Annotated in this window: 12 protein-coding genes; 3 read left to right on the top strand and 9 right to left on the bottom strand. The window is 42.7% G+C overall.

The window, feature by feature from the left end:
* Positions 1-89 precede the first annotated feature (89 nt).
* The 8 genes from fabF to yceD all read right to left on the bottom strand — a co-directional run bounded on the left by fabF (position 90) and on the right by yceD (position 6,326).
* Positions 90-1,328: a beta-ketoacyl-ACP synthase II gene (gene fabF / locus C9J38_RS05470; protein ID WP_107206201.1), complete on the bottom strand. Its 1,239-nt coding sequence runs from the start codon at positions 1,326-1,328 to the stop codon at positions 90-92.
* Between the two features lie 89 nt (positions 1,329-1,417).
* Complete coding sequence (gene acpP, locus C9J38_RS05465; protein WP_005368712.1) at positions 1,418-1,651, bottom strand: acyl carrier protein; 234 nt, start codon at positions 1,649-1,651, stop codon at positions 1,418-1,420.
* A 157-nt stretch (positions 1,652-1,808) separates the two neighbouring features.
* Positions 1,809-2,543, bottom strand: coding sequence for a 3-oxoacyl-ACP reductase FabG (gene fabG / locus C9J38_RS05460; RefSeq protein ID WP_107206200.1), 735 nt, complete (start codon positions 2,541-2,543; stop codon positions 1,809-1,811).
* A gap of 26 nt (positions 2,544-2,569) precedes the next feature.
* Positions 2,570-3,499 carry an ACP S-malonyltransferase gene (gene fabD, locus C9J38_RS05455; RefSeq protein ID WP_107206199.1) on the bottom strand — a complete coding sequence of 310 codons (930 nt, stop codon included), beginning with the start codon at positions 3,497-3,499 and terminating at the stop codon, positions 2,570-2,572.
* A 120-nt stretch (positions 3,500-3,619) separates the two neighbouring features.
* Positions 3,620-4,576 (bottom strand): beta-ketoacyl-ACP synthase III, encoded by a 957-nt coding sequence (locus C9J38_RS05450; RefSeq protein ID WP_107206198.1) that lies wholly within the window; start codon positions 4,574-4,576, stop codon positions 3,620-3,622.
* Between the two features lie 5 nt (positions 4,577-4,581).
* Positions 4,582-5,607: a phosphate acyltransferase PlsX gene (gene plsX, locus C9J38_RS05445; protein ID WP_199187011.1), complete on the bottom strand. Its 1,026-nt coding sequence runs from the start codon at positions 5,605-5,607 to the stop codon at positions 4,582-4,584.
* A gap of 9 nt (positions 5,608-5,616) precedes the next feature.
* Complete coding sequence (rpmF, locus tag C9J38_RS05440; RefSeq protein WP_005368719.1) at positions 5,617-5,787, bottom strand: 50S ribosomal protein L32; 171 nt, start codon at positions 5,785-5,787, stop codon at positions 5,617-5,619.
* Positions 5,788-5,807: 20 nt separating this feature from the next.
* A complete protein-coding gene (gene yceD, locus C9J38_RS05435; protein WP_005368721.1) occupies positions 5,808-6,326 on the bottom strand; it encodes a 23S rRNA accumulation protein YceD in 519 nt (172 codons plus the stop codon).
* A gap of 459 nt (positions 6,327-6,785) precedes the next feature.
* Here yceD and C9J38_RS05430 point away from each other — a divergent pair, with 459 nt between their 5' ends.
* Positions 6,786-7,367, top strand: a complete 582-nt coding sequence (locus tag C9J38_RS05430; protein ID WP_107206196.1) for a nucleoside triphosphate pyrophosphatase — start codon at positions 6,786-6,788, stop codon at positions 7,365-7,367.
* 77 nt (positions 7,368-7,444) lie between these two features.
* Here the strand turns inward: C9J38_RS05430 and rluC are convergent, their stop codons facing one another.
* On the bottom strand, positions 7,445-8,389 hold the full coding sequence (rluC, locus tag C9J38_RS05425) for a 23S rRNA pseudouridine(955/2504/2580) synthase RluC (protein ID WP_107206469.1): 945 nt from the start codon (positions 8,387-8,389) through the stop codon (positions 7,445-7,447).
* Between the two features lie 436 nt (positions 8,390-8,825).
* Between rluC and rne the strand changes: the two genes are divergently transcribed.
* Positions 8,826-12,119, top strand: coding sequence for a ribonuclease E (gene rne / locus C9J38_RS05420; RefSeq protein WP_107206195.1), 3,294 nt, complete (start codon positions 8,826-8,828; stop codon positions 12,117-12,119).
* 241 nt (positions 12,120-12,360) lie between these two features.
* A complete protein-coding gene (locus C9J38_RS05415; RefSeq protein ID WP_107206194.1) occupies positions 12,361-13,917 on the top strand; it encodes a SulP family inorganic anion transporter in 1,557 nt (518 codons plus the stop codon).
* Positions 13,918-13,945 lie beyond the last annotated feature (28 nt).

Here is a 13,945-nt window from a genome sequence, read left to right as displayed (position 1 = left end):
AAACAGCCCAATACCTACAAAGATATCGGGCTGCTAATCATATCAGGTTATCAAGCGATTTTCCTGATGCTATTTAGAGGCAAATGTAACTACATTTTCTTAAATAGTAGAGAACCGTTAGTACCACCAAAACCAAATGAGTTACACAATGCGTACTCTAGATTTGCTTGGCGGGCTTCACCTGGAACATAGTCAAGATCACAACCTTCACCTGGATTATCCAAGTTAATTGTTGGTGGAACCACTTGATCTACTAAGCTTAGAATAGTGATGATTGATTCTACAGAACCTGCAGCACCCAATAGATGACCTGTCATTGATTTTGTTGAAGAAACCATAACGTTATCAACTGCGCTACCCATAGCACGCTTGATACCTAATGTTTCAGCAACGTCACCTGCTGGTGTCGATGTGCCATGCGCATTAATATAGCCAATTTGGTCTGCATTAATACCCGCATCACGGATACATGCTTCCATTGCTAGCGCGCCACCTGAACCATCTGCACTTGGTGAAGTCATGTGGTAAGCGTCACCACTCATACCAAAGCCTACAAGCTCAGCATAAATTTTAGCGCCACGTGCTTTTGCGTGTTCATACTCTTCTAGCACGATAACACCCGCACCATCACCTAGTACGAAACCGTCGCGATCTTGGTCCCATGGACGAGAAGCCGCTTGAGGATCGTCGTTACGCGTAGATAGTGCTTTTGCTGCTGCGAAACCGCCCATACCTAATGGCGTTGATGCTTTTTCTGCACCACCAGCAACCATCGCATCTGCATCGCCGTAAGCGATCATACGCGCTGCATGACCAATGTTATGAAGGCCAGTCGTACATGCGGTAGAGATTGCGATATTTGGACCACGTAGACCGTACATGATAGACATGTGTCCAGCGATCATATTTACAATTGTTGAAGGAACAAAGAACGGGCTAATTTTGCGCGGACCTTTTTCCATTAAAGCTTGATGGCCAACTTCAATGAGACCTAAGCCACCAATACCAGAACCGATAGCAACGCCAATGCGTGCTGCATTTTCTTCAGTAACTTCAATACCTGAATCTTTGAAAGCTTGTACGCCAGCAGCAATGCCATACTGAATGAATAAATCCATTTTGCGTGCATCTTTCTTGGACATGTAATCTTCGCAATTGAAGTCTTTGATCATGCCGGCAAATTGAGTAGCAAATGCGCTTGCATCAAAATGTTGGATAGTACTAATACCACTAGTGCCTGACTGTAAAGCTTTCCAAGAAGATTCAACAGAATTACCAACCGGGGTAAGCATACCCATGCCAGTTACAACTACACGACGCTTAGACACGATTAATTTCTCCGGGAATTGAGGATAAAACAGGAAATTAAAAAAAAACAGGCGGTCATAAAGACCGCCTGGATATATTCATTTTTATATTACTGTGCGCTGTTTACGTAGTCGATTGCAGCTTGAACAGTAGTAATTTTTTCAGCTTCTTCGTCTGGAATCTCTGTATCGAATTCTTCTTCAAGTGCCATTACTAGTTCAACTGTATCTAGTGAGTCTGCACCTAGATCGTCAACGAAAGATGATTCGTTTTTAACTTCAGCTTCGTCTACGCCTAGTTGCTCAACGATGATTTTTTTTACGCGTTCTTCGATGTTGCTCATACTAATATATTTCCTTAACAAGAATTCGCTAATGCGATTTGCTGTAGTTTATTCATTACGACAAAAGTTGCAACACTCATAGTGCTGGTCAAACCACGATTTTATCATAAAACTAGGTCAGTTTGACTTGCGTCATTAAGTATTGCAAATCTTTTGATTAAATCATGTACATACCGCCGTTAACGTGCAAAGTTTCGCCCGTTACGTAAGCAGCATCATCTGAGGCTAAAAATGCAACCGCTGCTGCAATTTCGCGCGGATCACCTAAACGACCAGCAGGTACATTTGCAAGTGTTGCTGCACGTTGGTCATCATTTAACGCTTTAGTCATATCTGTTTCGATAAAACCTGGAGCGACTGCGTTAACTGTAATACCACGAGAAGCTACCTCGCGTGCCATGGATTTTGTGAAACCTAATAGGCCAGCTTTTGCTGCTGCGTAGTTCGTTTGACCCGCATTACCCATAGTACCCACAACAGAGCCAATACTGATGATACGACCATTACGTTTTTTCATCATTGCACGCAGTACCGCTTTAGAAAGGCGGAAGATAGATGTTAGGTTCGTATCAAGGATATCTTGCCATTCATCATCTTTCATGCGCATCAATAGATTATCACGAGTGATACCAGCATTGTTCACCAAAATGTCAACATCGCCAAAATCTGCTTTAATCTGTTTTAAAACTGATTCAATAGACTCAGGTGACGTCACATTTAGAGCAAGACCTTTACCTTTATCACCAAGATATGCACTGATAGCTTCAGCACCACTTTCAGATGTTGCAGTACCAATAACTGTAGCGCCACGCTCTACTAAAATTTCAGCAATTGCACGGCCGATACCACGGCTTGCACCTGTAACTAGTGCAACTTTACCTTCCAGGCTCATTGTAAATCCTCTTTAAAGCTTAATGACTACTTAGCCACAGCCGCTTCTAATGAAGTAATATCATTAACTGCAGCACCGCTAAGTGCGCGATCAATACGCTTGGTTAGACCAGTTAATACTTTACCAGGCCCCATTTCTAATAATTCTTCGATACCTTCAGCAGCCATGCGCTCAACTGATTCAGTCCAACGTACCGGGCTGTATAGCTGTTTAACAAGTGCAAACTTGATTGCTGCAGGATCAGTTTCTGTTGCCACGTCAGCATTGTTAATAACAGGTACAGACGGTGCATTAAATGCGATAGCTTCTAATGCTACTGCAAGTTTATCCGCCGCAGGTTTCATCAATGCGCAGTGAGAAGGCACAGATACAGGAAGAGGAAGTGCACGTTTAGCGCCCGCTTCTTTACATAATACGTTTGCACGCTCTACCGCTTCTTTATTACCCGCAATAACAACTTGACCTGGTGAGTTGAAGTTGACAGGAGAACAAACTTCACCTTGTGCCGCTTCCTCACATGCTTTCGCAATTGCATCGTTATCAAGGCCGATAATTGCAGACATAGCACCAACACCAGCCGGTACTGCTTCCTGCATAAGTTGGCCGCGTAGCTCAACCAGTTTAACCGCTGCTTTAAAATCGATAACACCAGCACATACGAGTGCTGAGTATTCACCTAGGCTGTGACCTGCAAGAACCGTTGGTTGTTCACCACCTTGCTGCTGCCATACACGCCAGATTGCAACAGATGCTGTTAACAATGCAGGCTGAGTGCGTTGTGTTTGGTTTAAATCTTCTGCTGGACCGTTTTGAACTAACGCCCAAAGATCGTAACCTAGCGCATCAGATGCCTCAGAGAACGTTTCTTTAACCACATCAAATTGTTCTGCTAATTCAGCTAGCATACCAACGGTTTGAGAGCCCTGACCTGGGAAAACAATCGCGAACTTAGACATTCGAGAATCCTTCTTTATTGACTAATCATTAGTCGATTAATATGCATTAAAACTAATATATTGCTTATTAGTTTTAATGCACTAAAAATAAAAGCAAATCAGTAATGTTTAATCACTTGATTAAAACTTCACTAATGCTGAGCCCCAAGTAAAACCGCCACCAAACGCTTCGAGTAATAATGTTTGACCGCGTTGAATACGGCCATCACGAACCGCTTCATCTAATGCTGTTGGGACTGTTGCAGCCGACGTATTACCATGACGATCAAGCGTAACCACAACTTGATCCATCGACATTGATAATTTTTTCGCCGTCGCTGAGATAATACGCATATTTGCTTGGTGAGGTACAAGCCAATCTAACTCAGACTTATCCATGTTATTTTCAGCCAGCGTACTTTTCACTAAGTTCGATAACTGGGTTACCGCTACTTTAAAGACTTCGTTACCTGCCATGTAAAGCCACTTGTTAGCATCAAAATCTTTACCATATTCTGGTACTGCGAGACTTAATAAACCACCAAAATGACCATCAGCATATAAATGCGTTGAAATAATGCCAGGCTCTTCACTCGCACCAATCACAACCGCACCCGCCGCATCACCAAATAAAATAATGGTTGAGCGATCCTCTGGATCACAGCAATGAGAAAGTGCATCAGAACCGATAACAAGTACATTTTTCGCCATACCCGTTTTGATATGCTGATCAGCAACACTTAACGCATAAACAAAGCCTGTACATGCCGCTGATAAATCAAATGCAGGACAGCCTTTAATATCTAGCATACCTTGCACTTGGCAAGCTGCTGATGGAAATGTGTGACTGGCGCTAGAGGTGGCAACAATGATCAGATCGATATCTTCTTTATCAATTCCCGCCATCTCAATTGCCTTTAACGAGGCTTGGTAGCCCATTACGGCAACAGTTTCATCTTCAGACGAAATACGGCGCTCACGAATACCTGTTCGTGTCACAATCCACTCATCGCTTGTTTCTACCATTTTTTCTAAGTCCGCATTCGAGCGTACTTGTTGTGGCAGGTAGCTGCCAGTTCCTAGAATTTTGCTATTCATGAAGACTAATAGTGCCTCTCGAGTAGGACCTCTTCTAAACGGTCACTGATTTTATTCGGTATTTGTCGTTTAACTTCGTAAACCGCTTCGCTTATCGCGTTGGCAAAAGCGACAGTATCAGCACTTCCATGGCTTTTCACCACAATACCGCGCAATCCTAACAGACTTGCACCGTTATACTGGTCGGGGTTCAACTGTTGCAAGCCTTCAAAGAGCTCACTAAACAGCCATTTAGCAATAATGCGTCGAATAGGGTTACGACCTATTGCATGTTTTATCCGTTCAATAAATAAGTTTGCGACCCCTTCACTGGTCTTTAAACTCACATTTCCAACGAAACCATCACACACAATAACATCGGCTTTATCTGAATAAAGTTGGTGACCTTCAACGTAGCCAACATAATTGATATCCGGAGATTGAATCAACATTTCAGCACAACGTTTAACCAAATCATTACCTTTGATCTCTTCTTCACCAATATTTAATAATGCGACACGCGGTGTAGTACCTAAGGTTTGTTCAGCAAGAACAGAGCCCATAACTGCAAACTGGAATAAAGTATCAGCATCACAAGACACATTCGCGCCAAGATCAAGGAGCCATGTTGGATTTGCACCACGATTGGGTATCGCTGAAATTAATGCAGGACGCTCAACCCCCGGAAGTTGTTTCAACACAAAGCGTGATAATGCCATGAGGGCGCCAGTATTACCGGCACTGACACATGCATCTGCTTGGCCTGCTGCAACTGCATCTAATGCCATACGCATAGATGAGCCTTTACTATGTCGAAGGGCTTGTGATGGGCGTGTTTCGTTAGCGATAACAGTATCGCAATGCACGATCGTTAGCCTAGGATGGTTAAGCTTATTAAGGAGAGTTAACTGCGCAGTGATTGCACTTAGATCACCAAAAAGAATAAGTTTGAGCTCAGGCGAATGCAACAGTGCCTGCACGGCGGCAGGCACTGTTACTTGAGGACCGAAATCCCCGCCCATTGCATCAAGTGCAACGGTAAGACCCATCAAGGTTCAACCTTACTTGTTGATAACCTTGCGGCCACGGTAGAAACCGTCAGCTGTCACGTGGTGACGTAGGTGAGTCTCACCAGATGCTTTATCTACAGAAACTGCTGCTGTAGTTAGGGCATCGTGTGAACGACGCATACCACGTGCTGCACGTGATTTTTTGCTCTTTTGTACGGCCATTAACCCTACTCCTGTTAAATTTAACTCTTAAGATTTTTCAATACTGCAAACGGATTCGGACGCTCATCAGCAACGGGGATCTCACCAAAAGACATGTTCTTCGAGCCAATTTTACAATCAGCATCGTCGTGCATTGCGACTTGTGGTAATTCCAGAATCAATTCGTCTTCAACAAGTTGAATCAGGTTGATCTCGCCATTTTCGTCGACGATTGTCGGCTCATAGGCTTCCGGTAACTCATCTACGGCTTCTTCGTTGCGAACCGGACTATAACAGAATTCCACATGAATATGGTGTGGAAATTCTCCCTGACATCGCTGGCAGGTCAACATCACGTCTACATCTGCGATACCGCGGATGAAAGGAATACGACGTTGGTCAAGGTCAAAAGACAAGTTGACGTTTGCATCACTTATTACGCTCTGGGTTGATTCAGCTAGGCGAGACAAAAGATCGGCTTTGATGATGCCATCATAATCGAGTCTTTTTTGTGCTGTACGTACTGGATCTACCTTTAGCGGCAATTTTACCTTTTGCATAGGGCGCGAATATTAGCCTTATAGTCTGTTTGAGTCAAAGGAAATGTGTGTGATTTAACAGCTTTTGACCAATTCTCATGCTGTGATGAAAATTACAAAACGCTTCGACACCACATCTCAGTAATAAAAGTTTAAATGTCTGCTACTCAATCACTTGATCGTGTCGGAACAATCGATGAAATAACACCCAATATAACGCACAAAGCAACTAACATAGCCGTATGATCATATGCAGTCGCTGTCAATAACTCTCATATATTTTGAACAATATAAGTCTCGTCATTGGCCACATTGGGGATCTAACAAATTATGCGGAACATACACCGAATTGTGGAATGAAACAACCGTAATACAACAATCTCAATTCAATATAATCCTAATAAAAGTTGCAGCAATCATAGTGAAACTTGCTATATCATTGCTGTATTAAAATTCATTCTAGATGTGTAGAACATTGTTATGACACAACCATTATTACTGGCATCAACCTCCCCTTACCGAAAAATGCTACTCGAAAAGTTAGCGATCCCTTTTGAAACAGCAAGCCCTGAAACTGATGAGACGGCATTAGCCACAGAATCTGCCCAAGAGTTAGTCTGTCGACTTGCACAATTAAAAGCCAAAGCTTGCGCCAGCACTTACCCAGATTCTCTTATTATAGGATCAGATCAAGTTTGTGTGATTGATGGGAAAATCTTAGGCAAACCCCATACTGAAGAAAATGCTTGTAAGCAATTACAAGCCGCAAGTGGAAAAACCATTACCTTTTACACAGGGCTATGTGTTTACAATGCAAAAACACAATCAACACAAGTCATTTGTGAACCTTTTCATGTTCACTTTAAAACACTTACGCCACAACAAATTGAAAATTACGTGAGGAAAGAGCAACCTTTGTATTGTGCAGGGAGTTTTAAAAGTGAAGGTTTAGGAATTGCACTATTTGATAAACTTGAAGGGCGTGACCCTAACACGCTCGTAGGATTACCTTTAATTGCATTAACTGAGATGTTAGCTAATGAGGGCGTTTCGGTCTTATAAGACTTACTCACTAACATTCGTGAAAAAAAAGTCGTGCAAAACAAAAGGCGAGACGATTTCCTCGCCTTTCACTTTGGTTACATTTGACGTAGCTTTTCCAAACAACGTTCTAAAACCGGTTCCATTGGCGCGCTAATATCCATCGCTTCATCCGTACTTGGATGCGTAAATTTGATATTTGCAGCATGAAGGAACAAACGCCCTAAACCTGTTTTTTTAGTGTAAGCATCAAAACGTGGATCACCATATCGATCATCCCAAGCAATAGGATGGCCTTCATACTGACAATGCACACGGATCTGATGCGTACGACCCGTTACAGGGCTAGCTTGTACCAATGTTGCCTGTGAGAATCGCTCTAATACTTTAAAACGCGTATCGGATGCTTTACCTTGTGGGTTAACACGTACAATGCTGTTTACTTCATTTTTTAACAAAGGTGCAGTGACTTTTCGGCAATTCGCTTTCCATTCCCCCATTACTAAAGCGAAGTAATATTTCTGCACCGTTTTATTTCTAAATTGCTCTTGCAATTGACGAAGAGCTGAACGCTTCTTTGCCACTAACAAAATGCCCGAGGTATCACGGTCAATTCGGTGAACGAGTTCCAAAAATCGCGCATCAGGGCGTAACGCTCGTAATGCTTCAATAGCACCAAATTTTAAGCCACTGCCGCCATGAACTGCTGTCCCTGATGGTTTATTCAGAATTAACATATGATCATCTTCATAGATGATGCAATGCTCTAATTCAGCGACTTTATTCAACTTGGTACTGACTGGCGCTTGTTCTTCTTTTTCAGGAACAAAAACCGGCGGTACGCGTACTAGATCACCATCCTGCAATTTATATTCAGGTTTAATACGTTTTTTGTTTACTCGCACCTCGCCTTTACGCAAAATGCGGTAAATCATACTTTTTGGTACGTTTTTAAGCCTAGCGCGGAGAAAATTATCAATCCGCTGGCCTGCAAAGTCATCGCTAATGTCGATGAATTGCACTTTAGGTTTATCTTCTGTCATAGGTTTGATTGTATCATGCAAATAAAGCAGATTGCCGCAAAAAAGTGAGCCTGCTATCATTGTGTGCTGAGGTAGGTTTTTTTGTCTACTTCATTGACAAGATGAGCATATAATCATCTTTATGGCTATTTTTTATACAACTCAGATAATCAACGCAGCAAATGGCGTAAGACGTTAGGGTTATCGGAGTTTTTTTTAGTGCGTCAAATTACATTTTTTTTTGATGTGACAGATACAACCACTTCAATGTGGTGATACCAGCTGTATTTTTTAGATCTAACCATCTCACATACAGTTGGCTGATAAGTGTGGCCAGAAAGCACTCCTGCATTCCAACCGTGAGGTTGCAACCGTACATCAGACTTGGAGTCCGGCGCCATCAAAAAACAGATGTAACTAGCGTACTAATACAACGACAATAAATGAGTACAATATAATGAAAAGAATGTTGATTAACGCAACTCAGAAGGAAGAGTTGCGCGTCGCATTAGTTGATGGCCAAAAGCTATTTGATCTTGATATCGAAAGCCCTGGTCACGAATCTAAAAAAGCAAATATCTACAAAGGCCGCATCACACGCATCGAACCAAGTCTGGAAGCAGCGTTCGTTGATTATGGTGCTGAGCGTCATGGTTTCCTTCCTCTTAAAGAAGTTGCGAAAGATTACTTCCCTGCCAATTATTCTTACCAAGGTCGTCCTAATATCAAGGAAGTCCTAAAAGAAGGCCAAGAAGTTATCGTTCAAGTTGATAAAGAAGAACGCGGAAACAAAGGCGCAGCCCTTACTACTTTTATCTCTCTAGCTGGCAGTTATCTTGTTTTAATGCCTAACAACCCTCGTGCTGGCGGTATTTCTCGCCGTATCGAAGGTGAAGAGCGTACCCAACTTAAAGCTGCATTAAGCACATTAGACTTACCCCAAGGTATGGGTCTGATTGTACGTACAGCTGGTGTGGGTAAATCAGGTGAAGAGCTTGAGTGGGATTTAAACGTTCTACTAAACCACTGGAATGCAGTAAAAGAAGCAGCCGATTCACAATCAGCTCCGTTTCTTATTCACCAAGAAAGTAATGTGATTGTTCGTGCAATCCGCGATTATTTACGTCGTGACATCGGTGAAATTCTTATCGATAGCCCGAAAATTTTTGACCGCGCACGTGATCATATTAAATTAATTCGTCCTGATTTCTTGTCTCGCGTGAAGCGTTACGAGGGGGAAGTTCCACTATTTAGCCACTACCAAATTGAAAGCCAAATTGACTCTGCGTTCCAGCGCGAAGTTCGTTTACCTTCAGGTGGCTCTGTTGTTATTGATCCAACAGAAGCATTAACGTCTATCGATATCAACTCTGCTCGCGCAACGAAGGGCGGCGATATTGAAGAAACAGCATTACAGACAAACTTAGAAGCTGCTGATGAAATTGCGCGTCAATTACGTCTACGTGACTTAGGTGGTCTGGTTGTTATCGATTTTATTGATATGACACCTGTTCGCCACCAACGTGAAGTTGAAAACCGTTTACGTGAAGCTGTTCGTATGGATCGCGCACGAGTTCAAATCGGTCGAATCTCACGTTTTGGTCTACTTGAAATGTCTCGTCAACGTTTAAGCCCTTCTCTTGCAGAAGCAAGCCACCATGTTTGTCCTCGTTGTTCAGGTACTGGTGTTGTACGTGACAATGAATCACTATCACTATCAATCTTACGACTGATTGAAGAAGAAGCGCTTAAAGATAACAGCTCACAAGTACTTGCTATTGTACCTGTACCTGTTGCCTCGTACCTTTTAAACGAGAAGCGTCGATCAGTTCAACACATTGAAAAGTATCATGGTGTACGTGTTGTTATCGTTCCTAACTCTGATATGGAAACGCCGCACTTTGAAGTTCTGCGTATTCGTGAAGGTGAAGAGCAAGACACCCTTTCTTACCATATTCCGAAAACGTTAGAAGCGTTAAAAGAAGCAGAAGCCATTGAAGCACCACAACCTGAGCGCGTCATCAAAAAGCGTGAAGAGCCAATACTTCAAGGGTTCACTGCACCAAAACAACCAGCACCTGTTGCAACGCCTGCGACTAAGCCGACACCAAAAGTAACGGCTAAGCCTGCCACTGCATCAGCCAATAAACCTGGTCTGTTGAGCCGCTTCTTCTCTGTATTAGCGTCATTCTTCTCTGGTAGCCCTGAACAGCAACAAGAGAAACCTGTTGAAGCAAAAACAGAACAAAACAACAATCAAAATAATCGTCGCAACAATAATCGTCGCAACGATCGTTCTGACAACCGTCGTAATAACCGTGACAACAGTCGTGATAACAACCGTCGTAATAACCGTGACAACAGTCGTGATAACAACGATGTTGATAACAATGACGAGCGTCAAGAACGTAATAACGAGCAACGCCAAAATCGTCGCCGCAATGACCGTAATGACAAAAACCGTCAACAGCAAAACGATAAGGCTGCCAAAGCTCCTCGCCAAAACCGTAATAACGATGAAGTGAAAGAGCAGAAGCGTCAGTCTCGTAAAGAAGAAATTCAAGCGCAAAAACAGCAACGTCAACAACAAGACGAGCAAACAGCAAAAGCAACAACTGAACAGCCTGTTGATGCACAACGTGATAGCGAAGAAAAAGCGGTAAAAGTGAAACAACGCCGCCAGCGTCGTCAACTTCGTAAAAAAGTACGTATCACAGATAATGTTGAAAAATCAGTTGAACAACAAAATGCAACCGTTGATGCTGTCGAAAAAGTTGAAGCTGTTGAAACTGCTGTAGAGCAAACACCATCACCATTAATGGCATTGGGAACTAGCATTGCTAAAGAAGCACAAGACAAACCTGAACAAACTCAGGGTGTGACTGACGAGCAAGCTGATAATGAAGAGCAAGAAGGCACTCAACGCCGTAATCGACGCTCACCACGTCACTTACGTGCAAGTGGTCAACGCCGTCGCCGTATGCGTGATACACGCGTAGAGAAATCTGACTTTGTTACCAATGAAGAAGCAAATGCTATTGAGCAGGCAGCTATTGATGCTGCTGATAGTATTAGCGAGATGGTCAATGTTGTTTCTATCGTTGAGAAACCAAAAACAATGCGTCCTACTTCAGGGGTTGCAATTCCTGAAATGGCAATGGGCAAAGTTTGGTCTCGTATCAAACCAGCCGTTGAAGCACCTGTTGAGAAAAACATCACAGAAGAGAAAGTCGATGCTGCAGATGTGATTGATGAAGTTGAAACAAATGACATCATCATTAATGCACCAGTAGTAGAAGCTAAATCTGAAGTAGTTGCAGTTGAAACAACGACACTTTCTGGTGTTGCTATTCCTGAAATGGCGATGGGTAAAGTCTTCCCACGCTTTACAGCAGAAGAAACAACAGTAGAAATAAAGTCTGAGCCTGCTGAAGAACAAGTGATCGAGCAACCTATTATTGTCGAAGAAGTCGCAGTTCCGGTGATCAAAACAGAAGAGACAGTTGAAATGAAATCACCTGTAACTCCAGTTGTTGATTTACCTGCTGTAGCAACGGCGGTAATGGCAACCTCACCTCGTGGTTTCCATGCTGCTTCTGCAATGACAAAAGCGCCAGCACCTGAAGAGCATGTTTCAGGCTCTGTTGTTCAAGCGGCACCATTACGCGAGCGTACCAATACACGTGCAGCGGGTAGCCAAACAGCAACAAACAGTGCTACAGCACCAATGACTAAACCCTCTTTTGACTAAAAGTTAAGTTTAGCAATGAAAAAGCCATGCTCTTGCATGGCTTTTTTTATTATCTAATTATGAGTCAAAACCAGCGCACTTTATGTTTAATAATTACATATAGCTCTAATTTTTCACTTGTAAGCGGAGTAAATGCCGTTATTAGCCAACAAAAGTTGAAGCTAATTACAACTTTCTGTAGCATTCTGTTAACCAAAATGCGCTTTAAATACAGCAAATAATAGAAGAATCCTCAACTAACATGTTAGATTTTCCCCAAAAAACTCATCAATCCGTCAAGAACGACGTACTTTCAGGTTTAACCGTTGCACTTGCACTGGTTCCTGAAGCCGTTGCTTTCGCATTCGTTGCTGGCGTTGACCCGATGGTTGGCTTATACGCAGCCTTCATTGTCGGTTTAATTACTGCCGTTTTCGGTGGTCGCCCAGGTATGATTTCTGGTGCTACAGGTGCAATGGCCGTTGTGATGGTTAGCCTTGTTGCCCAGCACGGTATTCAATATCTTTTTGCTGCCGTCATGCTTGCAGGTTTACTTCAGATCCTAGCGGGGGTGTTCCGTCTTGGTAAATTTATTCGAATGGTTCCTCACCCTGTCATGATCGGTTTTGTTAACGGTCTTGCGATTGTAATTTTCTTAGCTCAGTTAGGTCAGTTCAAAGTTCCGGCTCTTAATGGTGGCTTAGAATGGATGCACGGCACACAGCTTTACATCATGTTAGGCTTGGTTGCGTTAACCATGTTTATCATTCATTTTTTACCAAAACTAACTAAAGCAGTTCCCTCTTCACTTGTTGCCATTTTAACTGTTACAGCATTAGTTCATGTCTTAGGTTTAGACTCTCGCACTGTCGTCGATTTTGTTCGTACCATGAGTGGTGACGCAAATGCAACACTGGCAGGCTCTTTACCAACATTCGCTTTACCGGATGTTGGCTTTAACCTAGAAACCCTAAAAATTATTTTGCCTTACTCATTAATCCTTGCTGCGGTTGGTTTAATCGAATCATTACTAACGCTAACTGTGATTGATGAAATGACAAATACACGTGGTCATGGTAACCGTGAGTGTGTTGGTCAAGGTGTTGCAAACGTTACTTGTTCAGTATTCGGTGCGATGGGCGGTTGTGCCATGATTGGTCAATCCATGATCAATATTAACTCAGGTGGTCGTGGTCGTTTATCCGGTATTACAGCAGCCATTGGCCTTCTACTGTTCATCTTATTCGGTTCATCATTTATAGAAATGATCCCACTTGCTGCGCTTGTTGGCGTAATGTTTATGGTTGTGATCGGGACGTTTGAATGGGCAAGTTTCAAAATGATGCGTAAAGTGCCAAAGCACGATTTCTTTACCATTATCTTAGTAACTTGCGTGACGGTAATTGCAGATCTCGCGGTTGCTGTACTTGTCGGTGTTATTTACTCTGCACTCGTATTTGCTTGGAATCACGCTAAAGAAATTTATGCCGCAAGCCACATTGATGATAATGGTGCAAAAGTTTACCAAGTAAATGGTCCACTTTTCTTTGGTTCAGTATCACATTTTCTTGAGTTATTTGATGCTCAAAATGATCCAAAAGAAGTGATCATTGATTTTGCTAAATCACGTGTTGCCGATCATTCCGCTATCGAAGCGATAGATACGATTGCAGAACGTTATGCTAATCGTAATAAAACTATTCATTTGCGTCACTTAAGCCCTGAGTGCAGTAAGCTGCTGAAAAAAGCAGGAACGTTGGTTGAAGTGAACGTTCTTGAAGATCCAACCTATAAAGTTGCTTCTGACGTACTCGGCTAAGAGATATTAACAAGCCCACTGACAAGGT

Origin of the sequence: Photobacterium sp. GB-210, from assembly GCF_003026075.1 — a bacterium.
Classification (GTDB): domain Bacteria; phylum Pseudomonadota; class Gammaproteobacteria; order Enterobacterales; family Vibrionaceae; genus Photobacterium.
The sequence above is the reverse complement of the archived record's forward strand: the minus strand, read 5'-3'. Positions and strand labels throughout refer to the sequence as shown.

Bases quoted from the DNA above. Each gene is read 5' to 3' on its own strand.
- C9J38_RS05430 (WP_107206196.1), top strand. From the start codon at position 6,786: ATGACACAACCATTATTACTGGCATCAACCTCCCCTTACCGAAAAATG.
- rpmF (WP_005368719.1), bottom strand. From the start codon at position 5,787: ATGGCCGTACAAAAGAGCAAAAAATCACGTGCAGCACGTGGTATGCGT.
- C9J38_RS05415 (WP_107206194.1), top strand. From the start codon at position 12,361: ATGTTAGATTTTCCCCAAAAAACTCATCAATCCGTCAAGAACGACGTA.
- fabD (WP_107206199.1), bottom strand. From the start codon at position 3,499: ATGTCTAAGTTCGCGATTGTTTTCCCAGGTCAGGGCTCTCAAACCGTT.
- rluC (WP_107206469.1), bottom strand. From the start codon at position 8,389: ATGACAGAAGATAAACCTAAAGTGCAATTCATCGACATTAGCGATGAC.
- C9J38_RS05450 (WP_107206198.1), bottom strand. From the start codon at position 4,576: ATGAATAGCAAAATTCTAGGAACTGGCAGCTACCTGCCACAACAAGTA.
- acpP (WP_005368712.1), bottom strand. From the start codon at position 1,651: ATGAGCAACATCGAAGAACGCGTAAAAAAAATCATCGTTGAGCAACTA.
- rne (WP_107206195.1), top strand. From the start codon at position 8,826: ATGAAAAGAATGTTGATTAACGCAACTCAGAAGGAAGAGTTGCGCGTC.
- yceD (WP_005368721.1), bottom strand. From the start codon at position 6,326: ATGCAAAAGGTAAAATTGCCGCTAAAGGTAGATCCAGTACGTACAGCA.
- fabG (WP_107206200.1), bottom strand. From the start codon at position 2,543: ATGAGCCTGGAAGGTAAAGTTGCACTAGTTACAGGTGCAAGCCGTGGT.